The sequence below is a fragment of the Mycobacterium simiae genome, assembly GCF_010727605.1.
GTDB lineage: Bacteria > Actinomycetota > Actinomycetes > Mycobacteriales > Mycobacteriaceae > Mycobacterium > Mycobacterium simiae.
Genome location: NZ_AP022568.1, coordinates 3,965,369 through 3,989,323 on the forward strand (window position 1 = coordinate 3,965,369; position 23,955 = coordinate 3,989,323).

20 protein-coding genes and 1 riboswitch are annotated in these 23,955 nt (G+C 66.3%); of the genes, 9 read left to right on the forward strand and 11 right to left on the reverse strand.

Features of this window, described 5'->3' with window-relative positions; all coding sequences use genetic code 11:
- Positions 1 to 10: 10 nt before the first annotated feature.
- From G6N33_RS18645 to G6N33_RS18655, 3 genes are all read left to right on the forward strand, one after another.
- Positions 11 to 502: a VOC family protein gene (locus G6N33_RS18645; RefSeq protein ID WP_044512229.1), complete on the forward strand. Its 492-nt coding sequence runs from the start codon at positions 11 to 13 to the stop codon at positions 500 to 502.
- 157 nt (positions 503 to 659) lie between these two features.
- Positions 660 to 1,562: an alpha/beta fold hydrolase gene (locus tag G6N33_RS18650; protein WP_044507648.1), complete on the forward strand. Its 903-nt coding sequence runs from the start codon at positions 660 to 662 to the stop codon at positions 1,560 to 1,562.
- Between the two features lie 16 nt (positions 1,563 to 1,578).
- A complete protein-coding gene (locus tag G6N33_RS18655; RefSeq protein ID WP_101528268.1) occupies positions 1,579 to 2,820 on the forward strand; it encodes a WS/DGAT domain-containing protein in 1,242 nt (413 codons plus the stop codon).
- A gap of 1 nt (position 2,821) precedes the next feature.
- Here the strand turns inward: G6N33_RS18655 and G6N33_RS18660 are convergent, their stop codons facing one another.
- On the reverse strand, positions 2,822 to 3,436 hold the full coding sequence (locus G6N33_RS18660) for a helix-turn-helix domain-containing protein (RefSeq protein ID WP_044507645.1): 615 nt from the start codon (positions 3,434 to 3,436) through the stop codon (positions 2,822 to 2,824).
- Positions 3,433 to 5,055 carry a pyruvate, phosphate dikinase gene (locus G6N33_RS18665; protein WP_101528269.1) on the reverse strand — a complete coding sequence of 541 codons (1,623 nt, stop codon included), beginning with the start codon at positions 5,053 to 5,055 and terminating at the stop codon, positions 3,433 to 3,435. The genes G6N33_RS18660 and G6N33_RS18665 overlap by 4 nt, the downstream gene beginning before the upstream one ends.
- 139 nt (positions 5,056 to 5,194) lie before the next feature.
- Between G6N33_RS18665 and G6N33_RS18670 the strand changes: the two genes are divergently transcribed.
- Positions 5,195 to 5,707, forward strand: a complete 513-nt coding sequence (locus tag G6N33_RS18670; protein WP_044507643.1) for a DoxX family protein — start codon at positions 5,195 to 5,197, stop codon at positions 5,705 to 5,707.
- Here G6N33_RS18670 and G6N33_RS18675 read toward each other — a convergent pair whose 3' ends face one another.
- From G6N33_RS18675 to G6N33_RS18685, 3 genes are all read right to left on the reverse strand, one after another.
- Positions 5,708 to 7,069, reverse strand: a complete 1,362-nt coding sequence (locus G6N33_RS18675; RefSeq protein ID WP_044507641.1) for an HNH endonuclease signature motif containing protein — start codon at positions 7,067 to 7,069, stop codon at positions 5,708 to 5,710.
- 158 nt (positions 7,070 to 7,227) lie between these two features.
- Positions 7,228 to 8,592 carry a flavin monoamine oxidase family protein gene (locus G6N33_RS18680; protein WP_044507638.1) on the reverse strand — a complete coding sequence of 455 codons (1,365 nt, stop codon included), beginning with the start codon at positions 8,590 to 8,592 and terminating at the stop codon, positions 7,228 to 7,230.
- Positions 8,593 to 8,744: 152 nt separating this feature from the next.
- Positions 8,745 to 10,169, reverse strand: coding sequence for a short-chain fatty acyl-CoA regulator family protein (locus G6N33_RS18685; protein WP_044512225.1), 1,425 nt, complete (start codon positions 10,167 to 10,169; stop codon positions 8,745 to 8,747).
- Positions 10,170 to 10,288: 119 nt separating this feature from the next.
- On the opposite strand from G6N33_RS18685, the gene prpD reads away from it, so the two are divergent.
- From prpD to G6N33_RS18700, 3 genes are read left to right on the forward strand one after another with little or no spacing between them, the layout of a single operon-like run.
- Positions 10,289 to 11,794, forward strand: coding sequence for a 2-methylcitrate dehydratase PrpD (gene prpD / locus G6N33_RS18690; RefSeq protein ID WP_044507636.1), 1,506 nt, complete (start codon positions 10,289 to 10,291; stop codon positions 11,792 to 11,794).
- Positions 11,791 to 12,648: a methylisocitrate lyase gene (gene prpB, locus G6N33_RS18695; protein WP_044507634.1), complete on the forward strand. Its 858-nt coding sequence runs from the start codon at positions 11,791 to 11,793 to the stop codon at positions 12,646 to 12,648. The genes prpD and prpB overlap by 4 nt, the downstream gene beginning before the upstream one ends.
- Complete coding sequence (locus tag G6N33_RS18700; protein WP_101528247.1) at positions 12,630 to 13,772, forward strand: bifunctional 2-methylcitrate synthase/citrate synthase; 1,143 nt, start codon at positions 12,630 to 12,632, stop codon at positions 13,770 to 13,772. Before prpB ends, G6N33_RS18700 begins: the two co-directional genes overlap by 19 nt.
- On the opposite strand, the gene G6N33_RS18705 is transcribed toward G6N33_RS18700, so the two are convergent.
- Positions 13,769 to 13,990, reverse strand: coding sequence for a hypothetical protein (locus tag G6N33_RS18705; RefSeq protein ID WP_044507630.1), 222 nt, complete (start codon positions 13,988 to 13,990; stop codon positions 13,769 to 13,771). The two genes, G6N33_RS18700 and G6N33_RS18705, sit on opposite strands and share 4 nt — an antisense overlap.
- Before the next feature lie 121 nt (positions 13,991 to 14,111).
- Here G6N33_RS18705 and G6N33_RS18710 point away from each other — a divergent pair, with 121 nt between their 5' ends.
- Positions 14,112 to 15,896, forward strand: coding sequence for a DUF3556 domain-containing protein (locus G6N33_RS18710; RefSeq protein ID WP_081662047.1), 1,785 nt, complete (start codon positions 14,112 to 14,114; stop codon positions 15,894 to 15,896).
- On the opposite strand, the gene metE is transcribed toward G6N33_RS18710, so the two are convergent.
- The 5 genes from metE to G6N33_RS18735 all read right to left on the reverse strand — a co-directional run bounded on the left by metE (position 15,893) and on the right by G6N33_RS18735 (position 22,415).
- Entirely contained in the window at positions 15,893 to 18,193 is a 2,301-nt protein-coding gene (gene metE / locus G6N33_RS18715) for a 5-methyltetrahydropteroyltriglutamate--homocysteine S-methyltransferase (protein ID WP_044507628.1), read from the reverse strand. The genes G6N33_RS18710 and metE overlap by 4 nt on opposite strands.
- A gap of 150 nt (positions 18,194 to 18,343) precedes the next feature.
- Positions 18,344 to 18,534, reverse strand: a riboswitch (cobalamin riboswitch).
- A gap of 52 nt (positions 18,535 to 18,586) precedes the next feature.
- Positions 18,587 to 19,228, reverse strand: coding sequence for an NAD(P)H-binding protein (locus tag G6N33_RS18720; protein ID WP_044507627.1), 642 nt, complete (start codon positions 19,226 to 19,228; stop codon positions 18,587 to 18,589).
- 31 nt (positions 19,229 to 19,259) lie between these two features.
- Positions 19,260 to 19,820 carry a TetR/AcrR family transcriptional regulator gene (locus G6N33_RS18725; RefSeq protein ID WP_044507625.1) on the reverse strand — a complete coding sequence of 187 codons (561 nt, stop codon included), beginning with the start codon at positions 19,818 to 19,820 and terminating at the stop codon, positions 19,260 to 19,262.
- Positions 19,821 to 19,920: 100 nt separating this feature from the next.
- Positions 19,921 to 21,192 (reverse strand): TrpB-like pyridoxal phosphate-dependent enzyme, encoded by a 1,272-nt coding sequence (locus tag G6N33_RS18730; RefSeq protein ID WP_231382445.1) that lies wholly within the window; start codon positions 21,190 to 21,192, stop codon positions 19,921 to 19,923.
- A gap of 233 nt (positions 21,193 to 21,425) precedes the next feature.
- On the reverse strand, positions 21,426 to 22,415 hold the full coding sequence (locus G6N33_RS18735; RefSeq protein WP_231382662.1) for an aldo/keto reductase: 990 nt from the start codon (positions 22,413 to 22,415) through the stop codon (positions 21,426 to 21,428).
- 240 nt (positions 22,416 to 22,655) lie between these two features.
- On the opposite strand from G6N33_RS18735, the gene G6N33_RS18740 reads away from it, so the two are divergent.
- Positions 22,656 to 23,678: an AraC family transcriptional regulator gene (locus tag G6N33_RS18740; RefSeq protein WP_163771588.1), complete on the forward strand. Its 1,023-nt coding sequence runs from the start codon at positions 22,656 to 22,658 to the stop codon at positions 23,676 to 23,678.
- Positions 23,679 to 23,955 lie beyond the last annotated feature (277 nt).

Genomic DNA, 23,955 nt, shown 5'->3' on the forward strand with positions numbered 1-23,955 from the left:
GGAGATGCCCGTGCCATCGATCACGCCCTCGCTGTGGTTCGACCACAACCTGGAGGAAGCGGCGACGTTTTACACCTCGGTGTTCCCCAATTCGCGGATCGAGGAGTACAACCGCTGTACCGACGCCGGCCCCGGCGAGCCCGGCACGGTGTTGTCGGGCACCTTCGTGCTCGACGGCACCCGATTTATCGGGATCAATGGCGGCCCGTACTTTTCCTTCAGCGAGGCGGTGTCGTTCACGATCGACTGCAAGGACCAGGACGAGGTGGACTACTACTGGGACCGGCTGACCGACGGCGGAACGGAATCCCAGTGCGGCTGGTGCAAGGACCGCTACGGCCTGAGCTGGCAGGTCGTCCCGCAACGCCTCTATGAGCTGGTAAACCATCCCGATCCGGCGCGCGCGACGGCTGCCACCCGCGCTATGCACGGCATGCGCAAGATCATCGTCGCCGACCTGGAGCGGGCCGCAGACGGGACGCTCGGCGGCCCCGAGGGGTGATCGATGAGTCGCCGAAATCGACGCCAGGGCGACAAAGCTCGCCAGACCAACGCGCTGGCGTCGGTCGGTGCGGTCCGCGGTCACACGCGTTAGGTTGGTCCCTGCGGACGCGGGGAACAGGAGTGGATATGGCCGGCGATGCTCAGGTGTCCCCCCGATGACCGAGCCGCGGTGGATCGACGTGCCGGGGCCGCCCGGCGACATCAAGGCGCTGACTTGGGGCCCGCCCGACGGCCCAATCGCTTTGTGCCTGCACGGCTTCCCCGACACCGCCTACGGCTGGCGCAAGATGGCGCCCCTGCTCGCCAAGGCGGGGTGGCGGGTGATTGCGCCGTTCATGCGTGGGTATGCGCCGTCGTCGATCCCGGACGACGGGAGCTACCACGTCGGGGCCATCATGGACGACGCGCTGCGGGTCCGGACGGCCGCCGGCGGAACCGACCGCGACGTCGTGATCGGTCATGACTGGGGTGCGCTGGCGGCCACCGGCCTGGCCGCGTTACCCAACAGTCCATTCACCAAGGCGGTGATCATGTCGGTGCCGGTCGCGGCCGCCTTCCGGGGCCAGGTCAGCGAGCGGGGCCGGCTGGCCCGGTTGCTGCCGCGCCAGTTGGTGCGCAGCTGGTACCTGTTCTACTTCCAATTGCCCTTGCTACCAGAGCGTTCCGCGCGCTGGATGCTGCCGCGGCTATGGCGGCGCTGGTCGCCGGGATATCGCGGCGTCGACGAGGACCTGCGCCACGTCGACGCCGCGATTGGAACACCGGAGAGCTGGCGGGCGGCGCTGGGCACCTACCGGGCCACGCTGCGCAACACCACGCCGCCGCAGCGATATGCCGACCTGAACGAGCGGTGGACCGAGGCGCCCATCCTGCCCAGCCTGTACCTGCACGGCCGCGACGACGGCTGCATGACCTCGGCGTTTGCGCACTGGACGGCCAAGGTGCTGCCCGCCGGAAGCGACGTGGCGATCATCGACCATGCCGGCCATTTCCTGCAGCTAGAACAGCCCGAGAAGGTCGCCGAACGGGTGCTGGCATTCGTCGGCTCACCCGGTTGACGCCGTGGCTCGCGTCGTGTCGGGGCGGCGAATGGCGGCCGTCGATGCCCAGTTCTACTGGATGTCGGCCAAAATCCCCAGCGACGAGTTCCTGCTCTACGCCTTCGACGGCGAACCCGCCGACCTGGACCGGGCCGCCGCCCAGCTGCTCGGCCGGGCCGCGGCCTGTCCCGCCCTGGCTGTGCGCGTCCACGACGGATGCTCGCTGACATATCCGCAATGGGTGCCCGCGCCGGTGACCGCCGAACAGGTGATCTACCACGACCTGCCCGACCGCACCTGGGCCGGTTGCTTGATAGGAGTGGCCGGTCTTGCCGACCAGCAGCTGGACCTGCGCCGCAGGTCGTGGCTGCTGCACGTGTTCACCCCGGTGCTCGGCATCCCCGGTGTTGAGGGTCCGGGGGCCGTCGCGGTGCTGCAGGTGCCGCACGCCCTGGCCGACGGTGCTCGGGGGACGGCGATGGCGTCCTGGCTGTTCGGGCGGGCGGTGCCGGTGCCCGCTGTGCCGCGGCCGCGGCCGGGCTGTTTCGGTTGGCGCGCGGTGCAGGCGGCGCATGCCCACCACGCACTGACCCGCGACACACGCGCGGGCCTGCTGGCGGCCGGGGTCGGCTCCCGGCCGCCGGTCGCCACCAACACCCGCCCGCGGGGTGCCCGCTCGGTGCGCACGCTGGTGCGGCACCGCGCGCAGTTGCGCGGACCGACCGTCACCATCGGGGCACTCGCCGCCGTGTCGACCGCGTTGTCGAGGCTGCTGGGCGACGCGGCACCGTCGTTGGGAGCCGAGGTGCCGATGGTCAAACCCGGTGTACGGCAGGCCAATAACCATTTCGGCAACGCCGTGGTCGGACTGTACCCGCAGCTTGCCCGGGACGCGCGGATGGCGCGCATCCGCACTGACCTGACCAATGCGCGGCGCCGCTTCGAACACCCGGCCGCCCATACTGCCAGCCGGGCTTTCGCCGCGGTACCCGCCCCGCTATTACGTTGGGGCATATCGCAATTCGACGCCGACGCCCGTCCCACCGAAGTGCTCGGCAACACCGTGCTATCCAGCGTCAACCGCGGCCCCGCCGATCTGCGCTTCGGGGATGCCCGGGTGGTCCTCACGGCCGGGTACCCGGCACTATCGCCGGCCATGGGCCTGACGCACGGGGTGCACGGTATCGGTGAGACCATCGCAATCAGCGTCCACTCTGCGGAGTCGGCCGTCGGCGACATCGATGCCTACGTCGAGTTGCTGGCCGGTGCGCTATGACCTACTGCGCATCGCCGCACCGTGCCGCTTCCTCGCGGGTGAGCCCGGCGGCGCCGATCAACTCCTCGTGCCATTCGAACCACACGGTGTGGTAGGAGTCGGCCAGCGGCCGGGTCAGCCAGGAAGTGTCGCCGGACTTGACCTTTTCCAGGGCTGCAACCAATTTCGTCGAGTAGGCGCTCAGGCGAGGGAGTTGGGCGGCGACGGTCTCGACGATGGGCAGCACCCGAGCGTGCACCGCGTCGAGACGGGCCAGCACCGCGGCGTCGTACTCGGCGTCGTCGTGCGGGTTGGCGGGACCGCCCTGGCCGCCCTTGAGTTGCCAGGCGGTAACCACCGCCTTGAAATCCGCATTCACACTCCGGAAGTCGTCATAGGCCGCGGCGATCGCGTCCGGGTCGATACCGTCGCGTTCTTGGGCGAGCAACGCGGCCAGCCGGTCACGCCCGTCGGGACTGATTCGCAACGTCGCCCCGTCGAGCAGCAGGCCCGCCGCGGTCAGCTCGTTAGTGACCCGGGTGACGGTGGCGACGTCGGCACCCAGGGTGGCGGCCAGATCAGCCGGCGACGCCCGGCCCTTGAGTCGAACCGCTTGCAGCACGGCCAATTCCGTCACGGTGCGCCCCGCAGCCGCAGCGCGGCCAGCATGGCGATCAGCGGCGAGTCCGACAGCACGTCGGTATGACCTGCGTCCAGGGCGGCGTGTACCGCGTCGTCGGAGGTGTTGCCCAGCCTGGGGTAGTCGCCCTCGGCGTGCGCCCGCAGCGGGCTGACCCGCCGTGCGATGTCGGCGAGCTCACGTAACTCGGGAGTGTCATTCTCCGACCACGAGGACGGGATCAGATTGCCTTCGCGCACTTCGCCTTCGCAGCCGTCGACGGTGATCTGTCGGCCCGCGAGGGTGGCGGCGACGCCATGGCCGCAGCCCACCACCGCGACTCGGCCGAGTTCACGGCTGACCACCGCCGCATGACTGGCCGCTCCTCCCACCTCGGTGACGATGCCCTGCGCGGCGAGCATGCCGAGCACGTCCTCGGGCCGGGTGTGGTTGCGTACCAGGATGACCTGCTCACCTCGGTCCGCGGCGGCCAGCGCTTCGTCCACTTCCGTGTAGGCCGTGCCCGACGCGACGCCGGGGCAGGCGGGCAAGCCTTGCGCCAAAAGCGGGGCGGCCAACCGCGTTTCGGGTTGTAGGGTCGGTCGCAGCAGGGCCTCGACGTGTGCCGGGGTTACCCGGCGCAGAGTTTCCGCCGGCTCGATCAGTCCCTCGTGCCGCAATTGCAGTGCCAGTCGCACCGCCGCCTGCGCCGACCGCTCGGCCGAGCGGGTCTGCAGCAGCCAGAGCTTGCCGTCTTCGACGGTGAACTCGATCTCCTGAACGTCGGAGCCGAGGCGCTCGAGGGTGCGCGCGGCGTCCATCAGCTCGGCGTAGACGGCCGGTTGCTCATCGCCAAGCGCGGTGATCGGTTCGACGTTGACCAGCCCGGAGACGACGTCGTCGCCCTGTCCGCCGGGCAGCCATTCCCCGAACGGCTCGTTGGCCCCGGTGATGGGGTTGCGTGAAAAGAACGCTCCGGCACCGGAATTGGGCCCGTGGTTGCCGAACACCATGGCTTGTACGATTACCGCGGTGCCACCTCGGTCGTCGAGTCCGTAGTGATCGCGGTAGGCGATGGCGCGCGGCGAATTCCACGAGGCGAATACGGCCTCCACGGCCGCCCGTAGCTGCGCGTACGGGTCGGCGGGTACCGACTGCGATCCCACGATGCGCCGATACATACTGGTGAATCGCGACCTGGTGTCGCGGGCGAACTGTGCGGATCCGGCTGCGGACAGCGCTTGGTCGACGGCCTCGTTGCTGCCCACATTCAGGATCGTGTCCATCATCCCCGGCATCGACAGGTTCGCCCCCGAGCGCACGCTGACCAGCAGCGGCCGCGGCCCGCGGCCGAACGTGCGGGAGGTCTCGGCCTCCAGCCACCGCATCCGGCGCAACACCTCGTCCCAGACCGCGTCCAGAGTGGCAGCGGGGTTGTCCAGGTACCGCGCGCCCACTTCGGTGGTGATGCAGAACGCGGGCGGCACCGGCAACCTGTGCCGCCGCATGACCTCGATGCCGTGGCCCTTATTGCCCAAAAGCTCCCGCGGATGGTCCGCGTCGCCGTTCAGCAACACCACGGTGTGGTCGGTGGAGGTGGCTGCATCGTGCTGTGGGGTGCCATTGCCTCGTGCGATACGCGCCGTGGTCCACCCCCTCCTGATCCGGCTGGTTTCGGCAAATGCGGGAATGCCGTTATGTTCCCACACCGCCCTGGGGGCGCCGCGGCTCACGGTTGCTGCAAACCCGGCCGCCCGATGATCTAGGTTTGCACGTATGACTCCCTATGACGTCGGATTACTGATCCTGCGGCTGGTGTTGGGCGTGACATTGGCCGCACACGGCTACAACAAATTCTTCGGCGGCGGCCGGATTCCGGGTACCGCGCGGTGGTTCGAGAGCATCGGCATGAAGCCGGGGAAGTTCCATGCCACGGTGGCCGCTACCACCGAAATCGCCGCGGGGCTGGGGCTGGCCGCCGGGCTGTTGACCCCGATTCCGGCCGCCGGCTTTGTCGCTTTGATGCTGGTTGCCGCGTGGACGGTGCATCGCCGCAACGGCTTCTTCATCGTCAAGGAAGGCTGGGAGTACAACCTGGTCCTGGCGGTCAGCGCGGTCGCGGTGGCCACGCTGGGACCCGGCCGGCTGAGCCTGGACTGGCTGATCTTCGGCATCAACAACCCGCTGATCGGCTGGAACGGGCTGCTGATCGCGCTCGCGCTCGGCCTCGCGGGCGGCCTCGGCCTGTTGCTGATCTTCTACCGGCCGCCGGCCCAGCAAGCCAGTTGATCACGGATCGTCGTCGTCGCCGCTGAGCAACTCCTCGGGGTGGTGGAAGCTGTTGGTCCGCCGTTGGCCTCGGTCAAGATGTGGCGGCGGGATCCACTCGGTATCGCCGTTGGCGCGTTTGCGGGTGCGCCAGCCACCGGGCTTGACCAGTCGATGGTGCGTTCCGCAGACGAAGGTCAGGTTGTCCATGTTGGTTTCGCGGCAGGCGGAGTAGTCGTCGACGTGGTGGACTTCACAAAGGTAGCCGGGAACGTCGCAGCCGGGCGCCGAGCAGCCACGGTCCTTGGCGTGCAGCACAATTCGTTGGCCGGGCGAGGCCAGTCGGTTGGCGTGCCGCAGTGCTATCGCGCGGCCCTTGTCGAACACAGCCAGGTAGTGATGGGCGTGACTGGCCAGCCGGATGACATCGCTCATCGGCAGTTGGGTGCCGCCGCCGGTGACGGCGCTGCCGGTCCCGGATTCCAGTTCGCGCAGCGTGGTGCTGACGATGATGGTGGCCGGGAGTCCGTTGTGTTGCCCGAGTTCGCCGCTGGCCAGCACCGCGCGTAGCGCGGCATTCAGCCCGTCGTGGTTGCGTTGGCTCGCCGAGCGGGAGTCACGCTGGATGGCCTGCTCGGGCGGTGCGCCGTCGACGACGGGCGTGGGGTCGTCGGGGTTGCACATCCCGGGCGCGGCCAGCTTCGCCAGCACCGCCTCGACACTGGCCCGTGTTTCCGGGGTCAGCCAGCCGCTGAGCCGCGACATGCCGTCGATGTCCTGCTTGCCCAATGTCAGTCCACGCCGGCGGGCCCGATCAACGTCGGTGAAGGTGCCGTCGGGGTTCAGGCACAGGGCGAGCCGGTCGGCGAGTCGCCGTACCTGCTCGGGTCGGAACTGCGTCGCGTGGTGAGCCAGCTGTCGTTCGGCCAGCGCTTGGGTCTCGACGTCCACCCAGTGCGGCAGTTGGCCGAAGAACTGGCGGATCACCGCGACGTGGCCGGCGCCGATGGCACCCTGGCTCTGGGCCGCGGCGGTGGCGGTCAACCGCGGCTGCAAGGGTTCGCCGGTGAGTGCCTGGCGCGGCCCCAGATCGCCGGCCTCGGCAACCCGGCGCGCCGACTCGGCGCGGCTGACATGCAATCGCTCCGACAAGGCGTGAGAGAGCTTTCCGCCCATTTCGTCGGCGGTGGCCTGATGGCCGATCCGGTTGATCAGCTGGTGACCGGGCGCCTGCAGCCGACGGGTCTGGTGTTCGAGGATCTCCAACAGCCCAAAGCATTCCGGGGTGGTCAGCGCCCCATAGGAATGCGCTTGAATGCGCGAGACGGCGGCGCGCAACGCGTCAAAGTCCGCCTCGATCCCCTCGCGATCTGTCGAACACATGTTCGAATGATATCGCTACCCACCGACATGGATTCTGTTCAGGAGACCGGGCTAGCAGCGGCCTAAAACACCCCTCGACATCAATAGGAGCGTCAGACACACAACTATCCCGTGACCAGTGAAACGACAGTGGCACAAGTGATTTCGCGCTAGGCCCGCTAGGCCACCGCGACGGTTTCGGCGGCGATCACCTCGGACGCGGCGCGCTCCCCGGACCGGACGGCGCCGTCGATCCATCCACACATCACGGCCGAGCTTTCGGTGCCGGCCCAGTGGATGCGGCCGCACGGCTCTCGCAACGTGTAGCCGTATTCGGTCAGCACACCGGTGGGAGTGTGGCCGATCATCCCGCCACCGGAGTAACGATCGACCGTCCAATTCTGCTCGTGGAATTCGCGCGGCGCGTTGGCTCTGCTGCCGAATCGGTCGACGAGTTCGCCGATGACCAGTGCTCTGCGCTCGGCCTCGTCGAGGCGGGTCAGCCGGCGTGCCGCGGGTCCCTCGGTGATGACGCACATGATGCCCGGGTCCGCGGTGTCGGTGCAGGCATCGATGGTCAGGGTGGCCGGGGAGTTCGGCCCCGCGGACTGGCCGGAGAATCCGTCGGCACGCCAGAACGGCTCGTCGTAGAAGATCGACGTCTTGATCACAGCGCCGCTCGGCACGCGCTGGTGCAAAAATGCGCGGTCGACCGGGAGCATCGGCTCGTAATGGATTGAGGTGGCGATCGCCAGCGGGATGGCGACGATGACCCGATGTGCCCGCACCGTCAGGCCCGCGGCGCTGACCGTCACTCCGTCGGTGTCCTGGGCGATCTGCCGGACCGGCTGCGACAGGTGCAGCGCGTCGCCGAGTGCTTCCACCATCGGGCGGTGAATGGCGCCCATGCCGCCGACCGGGCGAGCATCCTGAGATCCGCCCTTGCCCGAAATCGCGAAGGTGAGCCCGCCCGCGGAGGCCGTCTGCAGCAAACCCCACAGCAACGAGGTCTCCGATGCCGCAGAGGTGTAGAGGCCGGCGAAGGCCATGTCCAGCATCTCGGCGGCTTCCTTGGATATCGTGTTCTTTTCGATCCATTGCCCGATGCTGATGCGGTCCCACTCGTGGGCCTTCTTCGCCTCCCACGGGGCTTCGCGCGGAATTGTCTTGCACATCTTTTCGATGGCCGCCAATCCGACGCCGAGGTTGGCGACCGCCCATGGGCTCACGGTCCACGGGATGGTGCCGCCATAGCGGTGCTTCTTGCCGCCGACCACCATCATCGCGTCGCCGTCGTTGTGCTGCTTGTACTCCGGTACGCCGAACTCATTCATCAACGCATGGATCCGGTCCTGGCCCGGCCCGATCCACGCGCCGCCGCGGTCGATCCACACCCCGTCGTCGCGGGTGACCGTGAAGGTGCGACCACCCACCCGGTCCCGCGCTTCCAGCAAGGCCACCGAGTGGCCGCCCTGGTGTAACCGGTACGCGGCTGTCAGACCCGCGAACCCGGCCCCGACCACGCAATAATCGACGTCCGCCATGAGGGCTCCTTGTCCGCAAGTGTGTGTCCAGCAGCAAACTACACCGAATATGTGGTGGCAACACCGCTTCGGCCGATCTCACCACGGCGCAGCCGAACCGGCGACACCTTTTGACGGCACTGCAAATTAAAACCGTTCAGGGAATGGGTATTTCACCGGCGCTCGACGCCGATTGCGGGCGGGTAGGGCAGATCGGTACTGGAATGCGGGTCCACCCGCACCGGACGGCCCAGATACGGGAAGGCGCGCTGCCGGCATGCCGGCCGGTCGCAGATCTTGCAGCCGGCGCCGATCGGCACCACGGCCTCGGCGTCGTGCACGTCGATCCCCGCCGAATAGATCAACTTTTCGGCATGCGCCACGTCGCAGCCCAAGCCGATGGCGAAGCTCTTGGCCGGCCCGAGGTAGCGGCCGGCCTCCGTGGTTGTGGTCCGCGACAGCCAGAAATAGGTTCGCCCGTCCGGCATTTCGGCGATTTGCGTGAGAAACTGTCCGGGCCGGGAGAAGGCATGATGGACCACCCACAGCGGACAGTTGCCCCCGACCCGGGAGAAGTGAAATGCGGTGGCGGACTGACGTTTAGAGATATTTCCCGCGCTGTCGGCCCGGACGAAGATGAACGGCACGCCGCGTGCACCCGGACGTTGCAGGGTGGAAAGTCGATGGCAGACGGTTTCGAAGCCCACCTCGAAATGCCTTGCCAACAGATCGATGTCGTAGCGCGCGGCCTCGGCGGCCGTCAGGAAGTTCTGGTAGGGCAACAATAGGGCGCCGGCGAAGTAGTTGGCTAGGCCGATTCGCGCCACGCTGCGTGCCTCGTCGCTGAGCTGATCGTCGCCGGCGAGGATGTCGGTGATCAGCTCGGTCTGGGTGAGCAACGCGATCTGGGTTGCCAACTGAAACGCACGTTGGCCGGCATGTAACCACCGCGCCAGGTACAGGGTCTTCGATTCGATTTCGAAAACGCGTTTGGCGTTGACGGACAACACTTTCCCGTCGTCGATCAGCACGGTCACGCCGAGCTGGTCGTCAAGCAGACCGGCCAGCTGACGATCCAGTCCGCCGGTCTGCAAACCGTTCTCGTCGAACATCGCTTCGGCCGCGAGATCCAGCTCGGCGACGTAATTCTTACGGTCGTAGAAGAAGTCACGGACCTCCTCGAAGGGCATCGGTTGCGGTGGCGGCGCGGCGACGTCCGCGGTGGCCCGGCCGTGCAGCGCTTCCAGGTCGGCCGTGGCGTCGTGCAACCGGCGGTGCAGGTTGACCAGCGTTTGGCCGACCTGCGGCATCCGGGCAACCAGCTCCTCGATCTGCCCCGCGGTCGCCGGCCCATCGACGAAGATCTCCCGCAGGTCCGCGACCAGCCGGGCATCGGAGTCCGGCGCGAAGTACTGGGTCGGTAGGTCGAAGCGCTCGGTGAGCGACAGCAGCACCGGCACGGTGATTGGGCGCTGATCGTTTTCCAATTGATTGACGTAACTGGTCGACAGGTTCAGGGCGCGCGCCAGCGCCACTTGCGTGAGCCCGTGCTCCTCACGCAGCCGTCGTAGCCGTGCACCGGCGAACGTCTTCGCCACCTGCACTACGGTACGCCCAGTGCCTTTCGCAAGATTCGCAAAACCGTCCGGATAAGGACGCAGAATTACGCCTGTTTAGGCCGTTTACCCGGATACCAACGCTGCGTACCGTGCGTCTTATGCGCATCATTGAGGTTCGGACCCGGCGTAGCGCCGACGACTTCCCCCGCAGCGAGCAGCTAGCCGCCAAGATCGCGGAGGTCGCCACCGATCCGGTTCCGGTCGACCCCGACACGGCGGAAATGGTGTGCAACCGGATCATCGACAACGCCGCCGTGAGCGCCGCGGCAGTGACGCGGCGACCCGTGACAGCGGCTCGCGCGCAGGCGCTGGCGCATCCGGTGCGGCGGGGCGCACGGGTTTTCGGCGTGCCGGGCGGCTACTCGATGGAATGGGCGGCATGGGCCAACGGCGTCGGCGTACGTGAACTCGACTTCCACGACACCTTTCTGGCCGCGGAGTACGCGCACCCCGGCGACAACATTCCGCCGCTCGTCGCGGTCGCCCAGCAGCTCGGCATACCGGGCGGCGACCTGATCCGTGGTCTGGTCACGGCGTACGAGATCCAGATCGATCTGGCCAAGGGAATCTGCCTACACGAACACAAGATCGACCACGTCGCGCACCTGGGTCCGTCGGTGGCCGCCGGCCTCGGGACGATGCTCGGGCTGGACGAGGACACCATCTACCAGGCCGTCGGCCAGGCTCTGCATCTCACCACCAGCACCCGCCAATCGCGCAAAGGGCTGATCTCGAGCTGGAAAGCGTTCGCACCTGCCTTTGCCGGCAAAGTCGCGATCGAGGCCGTCGACCGCGCCATGCGCGGTGAGGGTGCGCCGGCACCGATTTGGGAGGGTGAGGACGGCGTCATCGCCTGGCTTCTCGGCGGGCCGGACCGCACGTACCAGGTGCCGCTGCCCGCGCCTGGGGAACCCAAGCGCGCGATCCTGGACAGCTACACCAAGGAGCATTCCGCCGAATACCAAAGCCAGGCGCCGATCGACCTGGCGCGGCGGTTACGCGAGCGGATCGACGATCTCGAGCAGATCGCCACGATCGTGCTGCACACCAGCCACCACACCCACGTGGTGATCGGAACGGGTTCAGGCGACCCGCAGAAATTCGACCCCGACGCCTCCCGTGAAACACTGGACCATTCGCTGCCCTACATCTTCGCGGTCGCGCTGCAGGACGGCTGCTGGCACCACGAGCGGTCCTATGCCCCCGAGCGGGCACACCGGCCGGACACCATCGAGCTCTGGCAGAAGATCCGCACCGTCGAGGATCCGGAATGGACTCGTCGCTACCACTCGAATGATCCAGCGGAGAAGGCATTTGGGGCCCGCGCGGAGGTGACGCTCAAGAGTGGCGAGGTGATCTCCGGGGAACTGGCGGTGGCCGACGCTCATCCGCTGGGAGCGCGGCCGTTCGCGCGCGAACAGTACGTGCGCAAGTTCACCGAGCTGGCGGCGGACGTCGTGGAACCCGCCGAACAACAACGGTTCCTGAGCACCGTCGACACCCTTGCCGACCTCGAGGGCGGTGCCGTGGGGGAGCTGAATCTCTTGGTCGAGCCACGGGTGCTGGACAAGGCGCCGGTGATTGCGTCCGGGATCTTCGGATGACGAACGCGGCTGACAAGCGTGCGACGCTGCGGGCCGGGCTGAATTCCGGTCGCCTGCAGCGCTTTCCGGGCGCATTCTCGCCACTGGTGGCCAAGGCCGTCGCGCAGGCGAGGTTCGAGGGAGTCTATGTGTCCGGGGCCGCGCTATCGGCCGATCTCGGGTTGCCCGACATCGGCTTGACGACGCTGACCGAGGTCGCCGACCGTGGCGCTCAGATCGCCGCCGCCACCGAGCTGCCGACGCTGATCGACGCGGACACGGGATTCGGTGCACCGGTCAACGCTGCGCGCACGGTGACGGTGCTGGAAGACGCCGGGCTGGCCGGCTGCCATCTGGAGGACCAGGTCAACCCCAAGCGGTGCGGCCACCTCGACGGCAAGGCCGTCGTCTCGACCGGCGAGATGGTGCAACGGTTGCGCGCGGCGCTGTCCGCGCGCCGCGACCCGGATTTCGTTATCTGCGCCCGCACCGATGCGGCCGCGATCGAGGGGTTGCCCGCCGCGATCGACCGCGCTCGTGCCTATGCCGACGCCGGGGCCGACATGATCTTCACCGAGGCCCTCAGGGAGATAGCTGATTTCGAGGCGTTCCGGGCCGCCGTCGACGTTCCGCTGCTGGCCAACATGACCGAGTTCGGTAAGTCGCCGTTGCTGAGCGCGAGCCAACTGGCCGACCTCGGTTACAACGTCGTCATCTATCCGGTGACCACCCTGCGGCTGGCCATGTACGCCGTCGAAGCAGGGCTGCACGAAATCAACACAACTGGAACGCAATCCGATCTTCTCGATCGGATGCAGCACCGCAGCCGGCTGTACCAGTTGCTGGGCTACGACGTCTGGGAGGTAACACCGTGACCGCACCGACCACTGATATCCGCAAGGGCCTGGCCGGCGTGGTGGTGGACACCACCGCCATTTCCAAGGTGGTGCCGGAGACCAATTCGCTGACCTATCGCGGCTATCCGGTACAAGACCTGGCCGCCCACTGCAACTTCGAACAGGTCGCCTTCCTGCTCTGGCGCGGTGAACTACCGACCGACTCTGAGCTCGCCCTGTTCAGTCAGCGCGAGCGGGCGAGCCGGCGGGTGGATCGGTCAATGCTGTCGTTGTTGACCAAGCTCCCGGATAACTGCCACCCGATGGACGTGGTCCGCACCGCCATCAGCTTCTTGGGCGCCGAGGATCCCGACGAGGACAACGACGCGGCGAACCGCGCCAAATCGCTGCGCATGCTCGCGGTGCTGCCCACCATCGTCGCGATCGACATGCGCCGCCGCCGCGGCCTGGAACCCATCCCGCCGCACAGCAGCCTGGGATACGCCGAGAATTTTCTGCGGATGTGCTTCGGGGAGGTGCCCGAGCCCGAGGTCGTCTCGGCATTTGAGCAGTCGATGATCCTGTACGCCGAACACGGTTTCAACGCGTCGACCTTCGCCGCGCGGGTGGTGACCTCGACGCGGTCCGACATCTACAGCGCGGTCACCGCCGCCATCGGCGCGCTGAAAGGCACGCTGCACGGCGGTGCCAACGAGGCGGTGATGCGCGACATGATCGAGATCGGCGACCCGCTCAATGCGCGGGACTGGTTGCGCGACAAACTTACTCGTAAAGAGAAAATCATGGGCTTTGGGCATCGGGTCTACAAGAACGGTGACTCCCGCGTGCCGACGATGAAGGCCGCGCTGGCCCGCGTCGCCGCCGTCCGCGACGGGCAGCGCTGGCTGGACATGTACAACATCCTGGAAGCCGAGATGTTCGCGGCCACCGCCATCAAGCCCAATCTTGACTTTCCGACCGGTCCGGCCTATCACCTGATGGGATTTGACATCGGCTGCTTCACCCCGATCTTCGTGATGAGCCGGATCACCGGGTGGACCGCCCACATCATGGAGCAGGCGGCATCGAACGCGTTGATTCGGCCGCTGAGTGCCTACTCCGGGCGTGAGCAGCGGACCTTGACGTTGCGCCGAACCAGCTAGTTCGCGGGTCCGCCGTACTGCCAAACCAGGCTGTGGTCGCCGGTCATGGTCGGGTTGCACCACATCGTCCGGCCGTTGGCGTCGTCAGTGGTGGCGTGCAGGGTCGGGCAGGGGTCGCCCGGCACGGGAGCCTCGCCGTACGCGGTTCCGCCGCCGAGCCAGCCGGCGGCCAAGGTCGCCAGCGCCGCGGCAGCGCCGAGGGCCCAGAATCTGCTCATGGTGACATCTCCTTAAGCAGGTACCGAAAGCTCACGCTATCCGGCCGGGAAACTGCGAGCAAAGGATGTCAACTCCGATCCCCAGCGCGCCACCCTAGAACGCGTTCTAGTCTGTGGAACCATGGGATTTCTCCAACCCGAACTGCCGCAGGTCGACATCGACGAGTGGAGCAAGCTGTCCCGCGGCGAAAAAATCCGGCCGATGGCACAGCACTGGGCCGAGGTCGGCTTCGGAACGCCGGTCGTGCTGCACCTGTTCTACGTCGGCAAGATTCTGCTCTACATCCTGTTCGCGTGGTTGTTGGCGGTACCCACCACCCGCGGCTTGGCTTTCACCCACGTCACGTCGTGGTACGCCGAGCCGATCGTGTTCGAGAAGGTCGTGCTCTACACGATGCTGTTCGAAGTCGTCGGGCTGGGTTGTGGCTTCGGGCCGCTGAACAACCGCATCAGGCCGCCGTTGGGTTCGATCCTGTATTGGCTGCGGCCCGACACCATCCGATTGCCCCCCTGGCCGAATCGCGTGCCGGGGACCCGGGGCACCGCCCGCACCCTGCTCGACTGCGCGCTCTACGGGCTGCTGCTGTTGTTGCTCTTCCTCACGCTGTTCGCCGACGGCACTGGCCCGGTGCCGGAGCTGGGTAGCCAGGTCGGGATGATCCCCACCTGGCGGATCGTGCTGATACTGGTCGTGCTCGGTGTGCTCGGGCTGCGGGACAAGGTGATCTTCCTGGCCGCTCGGGGCGAGGTGTACGCGTCGCTGGCGCTGACGTTCCTGTTCGGCGGTGTCGACACGATCGTTGCCGCCAAGCTGGTGTTCATGGTCATCTGGATCGGTGCGGCGACATCCAAACTGAACAAGCACTTTCCGTTCGTGATGTCGACGATGATGTCCAACAACCCGGTCTTTCGGCCCCGATTCATCAAGCGACTGTTCTTCGAAAATTTCCCTGACGATCTGCGGCCGGGGCGGTTATCGCGGGTGTTCGCCCACGTGAGCACATTCGTCGAAATGTGCGTGCCCATCGCGCTGTTCGTCTCGCACGGCGGCTGGCCGACGGCCGTGGCGGCGACCGTCATGGTGATCTTCCACTTGGGCATCCTGACCGCCATCCCGATGGGTGTGCCGCTGGAGTGGAACGTGTTCATGATCTTCGGCGTACTCGCGCTGTTCGTCGGGCACGTCCATACCGGGCTGACCGCGCTGAAAAACCCGGTGCCGGTGGCGATTTTCATCTCGTTGCTCGCGGGAATCGTAATCTTGGGCAACCTGTTTCCCCGCAAGATCTCATTTCTATCCGGCATGCGGTACTACGCGGGCAACTGGGACACCACGCTGTGGTGCATCAAGCCGTCGGCGGACAAGAAGATCAACCACAACATCGTCTCGATCGCCAGCATGCCGGCGGCCCAGCTGGAGCGGGTATACGGCAAGGAACGCGCGCAGATCCCGATGTATCTCGGATATGCGTTCCGCGCCATGAACACTCACGGTCGGGCGCTATTCACGTTGGCACACCGGGCGATGGCCGGCCAGAACGAGGACGATTACGTCATCACCGACGGTGAGCGGATCTGTAGCACCGCCGTCGGGTGGAACTTCGGCGACGGACATATGCACAACGAGCAGCTGATCGCCGCAATGCAGCAGCGCTGCGGCTTTCTGTCCGGCGAGGTGCGGGTGGTGCTACTTGACGCGCAGCCGATCCACAAGCAGACCCAGACCTACCGGCTGGTGGACGCCGCGACCGGCGAATTCGAGCGGGGCATCGTCAAGGTCGCCGACATGGTGACCCGCCAGCCCTGGGCCGACGACGTGCCGGTCCAGGTGCTGACGGACACCGGTGCGCAGCCCTCACCCTCCACTTCCGTCGACGACGCACGCGAAGAGGCGCGCGAGGACTAGGCGCCCGCGCGGACCTCCCGGGCGGCGGCGACCATGTTGTGCAGCGACGCCTTCACCTCGTCGGGGTTGCGGGTCTTCAGCCCGCAGTCGGGGTTGACCCACAGCCGTTCGGCGGGCACCGCCCGCAGCGCGGCGCGCAATGACTCGGCCATTTCCGAGGTGCTGGGCACCCGCGGGGAATGGATGTCGTAGACGCCCGGGCCCACGCTGTTGGCGAAGCCGACCGCGTTCAGGTCGTCCAGCACCTCCATGTGTGAGCGGGCCGCCTCGATGGACGTCACGTCGGCGTCCAGGTCGGCGATCGCGCCGATCACGTCGCCGAATTCCGAGTAGCACAGGTGCGTGTGGATTTGGGTGGAGTCGGCGACGCCGGAGGTGGCCAACCGGAAAGATCCGACAGCCCAACGCAAATACTCCTCTTGGTCGGACCGGCGCAGCGGCAACAGCTCGCGCAGCGCCGGCTCGTCGACCTGGATGACCGCGATGCCGGCGGCCTCCAAATCCACCGTCTCCTCGCGAATCGCCAGGGCGACCTGATGCGCGGTGTCAGCCAGCGGCTGGTCGTCGCGGACGAACGACCAGGCCAGGATTGTCACCGGCCCGGTCAACATGCCCTTGACCGGTTTGTCGGTCAGCGACTGCGCGTACTGAGCCCACTGCACCGTCATCGGATGCCGGCGCATCACGTCGCCGTACAGCACCGGCGGCCGCACACAGCGGCTGCCGTAAGACTGCACCCAGCCGTTCTTGGTCGCGAAAAAGCCGTCCAGTTGCTCGGCGAAGTACTGCACCATGTCGTTGCGTTCGGGCTCCCCGTGCACCAGCACGTCGAGTCCGAGCTCCTCTTGCAGCTTGATGACGTCGGCGATCTCCTGCTTCATCCTGCGGTCGTACTCGGTCTCGTCGATGTCGCCGGCGACCAGAGCGGCGCGAGCCTTACGGATCTCGACCGTTTGCGGGAAGGATCCGATCGTGGTGGTCGGCAGCGGCGGCAGGTGCAGGCGTTCGTCTTGGTTGGCGCGGCGTTGCGCCGCGTCACCGCGGTGCGTGCCGGAGGCGAGGATCGAGTCGATCCGGGCCCGCAGCTCATCGTCGTGCAGCCGAGGGTCCTTCCGGCGCGAGGCCACCGCCGCGTTGGAGGCCGCGATCTCGTCGGCGATCTCCTTTGACAAGGTGTCGCGCCCCTGGTGCAGGGCGCGGGCCAGCGTCACCACCTCGCCGACCTTCTCCTGCCCAAACGCCAGCCAGCTGCGCAGCGCATCGTCGAGCCCGGTCTCGGGCTGCAGCGAGTAGGGCACATGCAGGGTCGAACAGGATGTCGAGACCGCGACGTGGGCCACCGAATCCCGCAGCACCGCAAGCTTGCCCAGCGCCGCTTCGAGATCGGTACGCCAGATATTGCGCCCGTCGACGACACCGGCCACCAGCGTCTTGCTGGCGAGCTCGGGCACCCCCGCGACCGCGGTGTCCGCCCCGTACACGAGATCGACACCGATCGCCTCGACGGGGGTACGGGCCAGCGCGGCCAGCGAATCGCCCGGATCGCCGAAGTACGTGGCGACGTAGATGGCGGGCCGATTGCTGACCCTGCCGAGCGCGTTGTAGACCGCTTCGGCCAGCGCGGGCGCATCGGGAGAGATGTCGGTGACCAAGGCCGGCTCATCGATTTGCACCCACTGCGCACCTCCAACAGACGGGTCTGCGAGCAGCGACAGCAGCTCGGAATAGATGCCCACCAGCTCCTGCAAGCGCTCGATCGGTGCGCCGCCACCCCGAACATCATTGACGGCCTTGCTCAGCAACAGGAACGTGATAGGCCCGATGACGACCGGGCGCGCGGGAATCCCTTGGTCGAGAGCCTCTTTCAGTTCGGAGAGCACCTTGTCTGGGTTCAGCGTGAACTTCGTTGCCGGTTCGATCTCGGGAACGATGTAGTGATAGTTGGTGTCGAACCATTTGGTCATTTCCAGCGGTGCGACATCTTGGTTGCCGCGCGCGGCGGCGAAGTAGCGATCCAGATCATCGGGGACCTGCGCGGCCCGGGCCGGCAACGCGCCCAGCATGACCGCGGTGTCGAGCACCTGGTCGTAGTAGGAAAAGGTGTTGACCGGCACCGAGTCCAGGCCGGCATCGACCAGCCCCTTCCAGGTGTCGCGGCGCAGCGCTGCGGCCACGTTTTCCAGGTCGGCCCGGCTGGTGCGTCCGGCCCAGTAGCCTTCGGTCGCGCGCTTGAGTTCGCGTTTCGGTCCAATGCGCGGCGAGCCGACAACCGTGGCGGTGAATGCTTGAGCGGTCACAATATTCGTCCTTCGATCGGCGTGGTGGTCACCGCCGGCGGACGTGCAGCCGATCCGTAGCGGAGCGCACCCCATCTTCGTAGAGGTACTAACCCGCCAACGGGTGCAGCCAAACGCCCATTCCTCGAGGCGATGAGCCGCCGGGCGCGGCGCGCCCGGCACAACTGGCAGGTCTCCGGACTCGCAGGCGCGCACCCGGGGGCGCTCCTACTGGCCGTCGCTTCCCAGTCATCTCGACCAGTGCTTGTGACGGCGGTCGTTCCTGCATACCGTTGCGGGACAGTCCCGGATTCTCACCGGGTTCCCTCTCGCGAAGCGCGACCAACCTTTGCCTCGCTCGATGCCCGCGCCGCGGGCGCGGCGCGTGCAGACCAGCTGCGCGATGCAGTTTAGTCAGCCCGCCACCGCCTGTGCGATCGGGATGTCGCCGTTGTTGAATTCGATGGTCCGCCGGATGGTCGAATCGTCGGCCAGCGCCGCGGCGGCAACGAGCGCGACGTCGGCCCGGGACACCTCGCCCTTTCCTTCTCCGAGCACAATCTCGCCCGTCGGCGGCTCCAGCGTCAGCCGGCCGGGACCCAGAATCGTCCAATCCAGGTCACTGTCGCGCAGATGAGCATCCGCGGCGGCCTTGGCCTCGGCGTAGGCGAAGAACGGGTTATCCTGTGGCACACCGTGATCCGGCCCAGCGCCGAAGTAGGACACCATCACAAACCGCGTGACGCCGGCCTGCGCGGCGGCGGCGATAACCCGGACCGCCGCGTCCCGGTCGACGGCGTAGGTCCGCGCCGGGTTGCCGCCCCCGGCCCCGGCCGCGAAGACGACCGCGTCATGCCCGGCCAGCAGGTCGGCCAGCGCGTCGGTGTCGAGCTGTTCGATGTCGGCCACCACCGGCTCGGCGCCGGTGGCGGCGACGTCGTCGGAGTGATCGGGATTGCGGAAGACGGAGCTCACCTGGTCATTACGGTCGGTCAGGATGCGAGCCAGCTGCAGGGCGACCTTGCCGTGGCCGCCGATGACGATGATCCGTGCCATGTGTCCGACGGTACGCGTTGCGGCGGCCGGGTCAGCTAGCTCGCAGTCCCTCGATGGCGAGGTCCATGATTCGTTTGGCTTGCCGCTTTCCCGCTGCCCCTTCGCCGACCCGCCACAGAAAACTCATCAGCAGCAGTACATCAGCGGGGTCGAGGTCGGGCCGCAGCGAGCCGTCGGTCTTGCAGGCATCGAGCAGCTGACCGACCGCGGCGACAACGGGTGCGTACGTTTCGTCGATCGCATGCTGCAGCGCCGCACTGTTGAGTGCGTCGCCCAAACCGTGTTTGAGACGGACATAGTCGGCGAGGTTGAGAAACCACAAGCGGAACGCCTCCAACGGCGCGCGAGACCGCAGCAGTTTGGGGACCGATCCCACGAGTCGTTGGACGTCGTGCCGGTATACCGCCAGGACCAACGCTTCGCGGGTGGGGAAGTGGCGATATAGGGTTCCCGCCCCGACGCCCGCGCGTTTGGCGATCTCGTTGAGTGAGGTCGCTCCCGACTCCGTGAAGGCGTCGTGCGCCACTTCAATGATGTGCTCTCGGTTACGTAGGGCGTCGGCGCGGATGCGCGTGTCGGCCTCGTCCGCCACAGGTCGACACCTCCTTTGGTCGCCGGAAACGCTGCGCTGCCGTGTCGAGCATAAGTGGAGATCATTCCGGTTCGATCACCATGCTTGCCGGCTTGTGCCATCATTCGTCGGGCAGACGGTCGTGAAAGTAGTCGTCGTAGGCGGCCAAGTCGAGTAGGCCATGGCCGGAATAGTTGAACAGGATGACGGTCTGCTGCTGCGTACGTCGCGCGGCCAGCGCGGTGTCGATTACGCCCCGAATAGCATGCGCGGTCTCCGGCGCCGGGATCATGCCTTCGGCGCGTGCGAACCGCACGGCCGCCTCGAGCACGGAGGCCTGCGGGTAGGCAACCGCTTCAATCCAGTGGTGTTGCACAAGATTGGACACGATCGGCGCCGCACCGTGGTAGCGCAAGCCCCCGGCGTGGGTGGCCGGCGGAATGAAGTCACGTCCGATCGTGTGCATCCACAGTCGCGGCGTGAGACCGGCGCTGTCACCGGAGTCGTACCGCAACATGCCTTCTGTCAGCGACGGACAGGACTGCGGTTCGACCGCTATTAGGCGAGGCCTGTTCGCTTCGGGGGCGTGCGGTTGCAGAAACGGCAGGGCGAGGCCGGCGAAATTCGAGCCCCCGCCGCACGCCGCGACGATGACATCCGGATCCGTCTCACCCGCGAGCTCCAGTTGCTGCTTGGCCTCCAGCCCAATGACCGTCTGATGCAACAGCACGTGGTTCAGCACGGATCCGAGCGCATAGTGCGTATCCGGACGCAATAACGCCTCTTCGACGGCTTCACTGATCGCGATCCCCAGGGAACCGGGGCTGTCCGGATGCTGTTGCCTGACCGCGCGCCCTGCGTCGGTGGTCGCAGACGGACTTGCAATCACCTCGGCACCCCATGTCTCCATCAGGATGCGGCGGTACGGCTTCTGCCGGTGTGATGCGGCGACCATAAAGACGTGACAATCCAAGCCGAGCAGTTGGCACGCCATCGACAGGGCGCTGCCCCACTGTCCGGCACCGGTCTCGGTGGTGATCCGCCGAATGCCTTCCGCCTTGTTGTAGTACGCCTGGGCGACGGCAGTATTCGACTTGTGTGAGCCGGCAGGCGATACCGACTCGTCCTTGAAGTAGATCCGGGCCGGCGTGTCCAGACACCGTTCGAGCCGTCTGGCTCGCACCAATGGCGTTGGACGCCATAGCCTTAAGATGTCGAGCACTGGACCCGGCATATCTATCCAGCTTTCGGCGGACGTCTCTTGGTCGATCAGGGCGGCGGGAAACAACTCAGCGAGATCTGCGGGGTCGACTTCGCGTTCGAGGATCGGATGCCGCGGTGCTGCGAGCGGTGCAGGTAGGCAGGACAGGACATTGAACCATGCGGAGGGCATCTGTTCAGGTTTCAACACATAACGCAACGAGTTGTCTCCTCTCGAGTGAAGGCGTGAGAGCGCAGCCGGCAGGGGCATGGGATCACTCGACGGATCACCAACCGGGCCGAACGTATTCCGCAACGGGGTGCGGACCGGTTTCGACGCCGGGCCGTCAACCACGGTGAGCCGCGCGGCATGTCGTGTGCGTGGTTTACCTGTCCCGGCGCAGCGGTCCGGACGGTTGCGAATCGCTAACCGGCCGCGGATAACTGGGGTATCCGCGCGATAATCTCTTGCAGCTGAGCATCATCCGAGATGCCCTGGAAGTCGTAACGTGGCGTATACGCGGCTTCCAACGCCTGCACTTCGGTGTCGGTGAGGTCGATCTCGAGGGAGGCGACAGCTTGGTCGATTTGCCCGACGTTGCTTGCTCCGACAATGGGTGCTGTCACTACGGGTTTGCTATGCAGCCAGGCGAGTGCCACTTGGGCCCGGCTGACACCGCGCGCCGCGGCAACTGCGCCGACCGCGTCGATGATGGCTTTGTCGGACGACTCATCGGCCGTGCGATAGAGCATGTCGGCAAACCCGTCATTGGACGATCGCGGGGTGGCCTTGGCGTCCTCCCAGGATCGCGCCAGCCTTCCGCGCGCCAACGGACTCCAAACAATCGTTCCGACGCCCTCATCGAGGCACAGCGGGATCATCTCCCGTTCCTCCTCGCGAGCCAGCAGATTGTAGTGATCCTGCATCGAGATGAATCTCGCCCAATTGTGGGTCTGCTGCAGATGAAGGGCCTTGGCGAACTCCCAGGCCGGCATGGACGATGCCCCGAGATAGCGAACCTTGCCGGCCTTCACCAGGTCGTGAAGTGCTTCGAGTGTCTCCCCCAATGGGGTGCAGTGATCGTTGCGGTGTATCTGGTACAGGTCGATGTAGTCGGTACCGAGCCGGCGTAGCGAATGATCGATCTCGGTCATAATCGCCTTGCGGCTCAACCCCTTCCCATTTGGTCCTGGGCGCATCGGGTGTCTCAGTTTCGTCGCGATCACCACCTCGTCACGGTCGGCGAAGTCGTGCAGGGCGCGTCCAAGGATCTCTTCGCTGCTGCCCTGCGAGTACATGTTCGCGGTGTCGAAAAAGTTGATTCCGGATTCGAGGGCATGTCTGATCAGTGGACGAGCTTGGTCTTCGGGCAGCGACCAGATGGGGTGGCCACGGTGCGGATCGCCGTAGGTCATCGCGCCAATCGCGATGGGGGATACGTCCAGTCCCGAACTGCCTAGTTTGCGGTATTGCAAAGTCCTGTTCCTCCTGATTGCATTAGCGGAGAGTTCTCCGAATCGTTGGGTGATAAGTTACCGGAGAACTCTCCGATTCTCAAGGTGGGGTGAGTTGGTGGGGTACCGCCTGTGTGGCAGCTGTGCCGGCGATACGCGCGGCTGGGTATTGTCGATGTGTTGGCGATGTGGTGCGGGAACGTGGACGCGATCGCCGGGAATGGGGAAATGATGGCAGCGGTAGCTCTCGATGACGAACCGACTGGCTGGTTTCGCACCCAGTCACCGGAGGCGGCGATAGACCGGTGTGAATCCGCGTTTCACCCGCACACGCTGCGGTTCCTCGGCCCGCGCAGCGCGTTCGGCTTCACTCAGCGCCTGATACACGCCGGGCCCATCACGCTGGCCGACCTGACGTACGACAGCGATGTGTCACTGCACTTCGCCCAGGGGCGCGACAGTTACTACGTCCACCTTCCCATCAACGGCCGACTCGAATCGAAATACCTTGGCCAGAAGCTAGTTTCGACTCCAAGACGCGCTTCGATCTATGGGCCCGATGCCGCGATGACCGTGACGCGCTGGCCCGGTGGTAGCCGGCACCTGGGAGTCAGGATCGATCAATTCGCCGTAGATACGGCACTGGCGACGCTGCTGGGTCATCCGGTGCGCTCGTCCGTGGAATTCGCCATGACGTTGCCGACATCGGATGGTGCGCGACGAAGCTGGGCAAGTCAGTTGTTCTGGCTCAACCGTGAACTCGCGTGCCCTGAGCATCCCATGCGGCATCCGGCCGTCATGGAGCGACTGGTGGAAAGCGTGATTTACGGGCTGCTGCTAGTCGCCGACCACCCTCATCGTGAGGCCCTGGCATCGTCGGTGCGGCCGGTTCGGGCGGCGGTCGTGCGCGCGGCGATGGACCTCATCGAAAGCGCGCCGCAATCGGCACTGACAACTTCCCGACTGGCGCTCGAATGCCACGTCAGCGTACGCGCCCTGCAGGAGGGCTTCCGCCGTCACGTGGGAATGTCGCCCATGGCTTATCTCCGGCTGGTCCGGCTCCGTCGCGCGCACGCTGATCTGCGCGCCGCCGATCCGTCTGCAACCGGCGTCGGCACCATTGCGTATCGCTGGGGATTTGGTCATCTCGGTCGTTTCGCCGCTGCGTACCGGGCAATGTACGGGGAGACGCCGCACCAGACATTGCGTGCCAGTCGTATCTGACCGGCTGGGCGGCACCAGGTTTCGGCTCATCCGGATAACGCGCTCGGATAGCCGGCAAACGCGCGATAACGATTCCGCGGTACCGGGCACGCACGGGACCGGGTAACCATGAAGCCGAAGCACGGTTGTGCAGACCGGCCGAGCCAGACGCCGCGGCGCAACCTCAGACACAACGCGCAATCCCTGGTGCGCGAAGAGGACGAGATGCGAGATGACATCAAGTAACACAGGCGAAGACCTTGCAGCCGAATTCGTCAATCGAGTCAACCGTAATCAG

Coding starts and splice junctions, on each gene's coding strand:
- G6N33_RS18680 (WP_044507638.1), bottom strand. CDS start 8,592: ATGGCGGACGTCGATTATTGCGTGGTCGGGGCCGGGTTCGCGGGTCTG.
- G6N33_RS18705 (WP_044507630.1), bottom strand. CDS start 13,990: ATGAGCAGATTCTGGGCCCTCGGCGCTGCCGCGGCGCTGGCGACCTTG.
- prpB (WP_044507634.1), top strand. CDS start 11,791: ATGACGAACGCGGCTGACAAGCGTGCGACGCTGCGGGCCGGGCTGAAT.
- G6N33_RS18650 (WP_044507648.1), top strand. CDS start 660: ATGACCGAGCCGCGGTGGATCGACGTGCCGGGGCCGCCCGGCGACATC.
- G6N33_RS18735 (WP_231382662.1), bottom strand. CDS start 22,415: ATGACCTACGGCGATCCGCACCGTGGCCACCCCATCTGGTCGCTGCCC.
- G6N33_RS18710 (WP_081662047.1), top strand. CDS start 14,112: ATGGGATTTCTCCAACCCGAACTGCCGCAGGTCGACATCGACGAGTGG.
- G6N33_RS18720 (WP_044507627.1), bottom strand. CDS start 19,228: ATGGCACGGATCATCGTCATCGGCGGCCACGGCAAGGTCGCCCTGCAG.
- G6N33_RS18670 (WP_044507643.1), top strand. CDS start 5,195: ATGACTCCCTATGACGTCGGATTACTGATCCTGCGGCTGGTGTTGGGC.
- G6N33_RS18730 (WP_231382445.1), bottom strand. CDS start 21,192: ATGCCCTCCGCATGGTTCAATGTCCTGTCCTGCCTACCTGCACCGCTC.
- prpD (WP_044507636.1), top strand. CDS start 10,289: ATGCGCATCATTGAGGTTCGGACCCGGCGTAGCGCCGACGACTTCCCC.
- G6N33_RS18675 (WP_044507641.1), bottom strand. CDS start 7,069: ATGTGTTCGACAGATCGCGAGGGGATCGAGGCGGACTTTGACGCGTTG.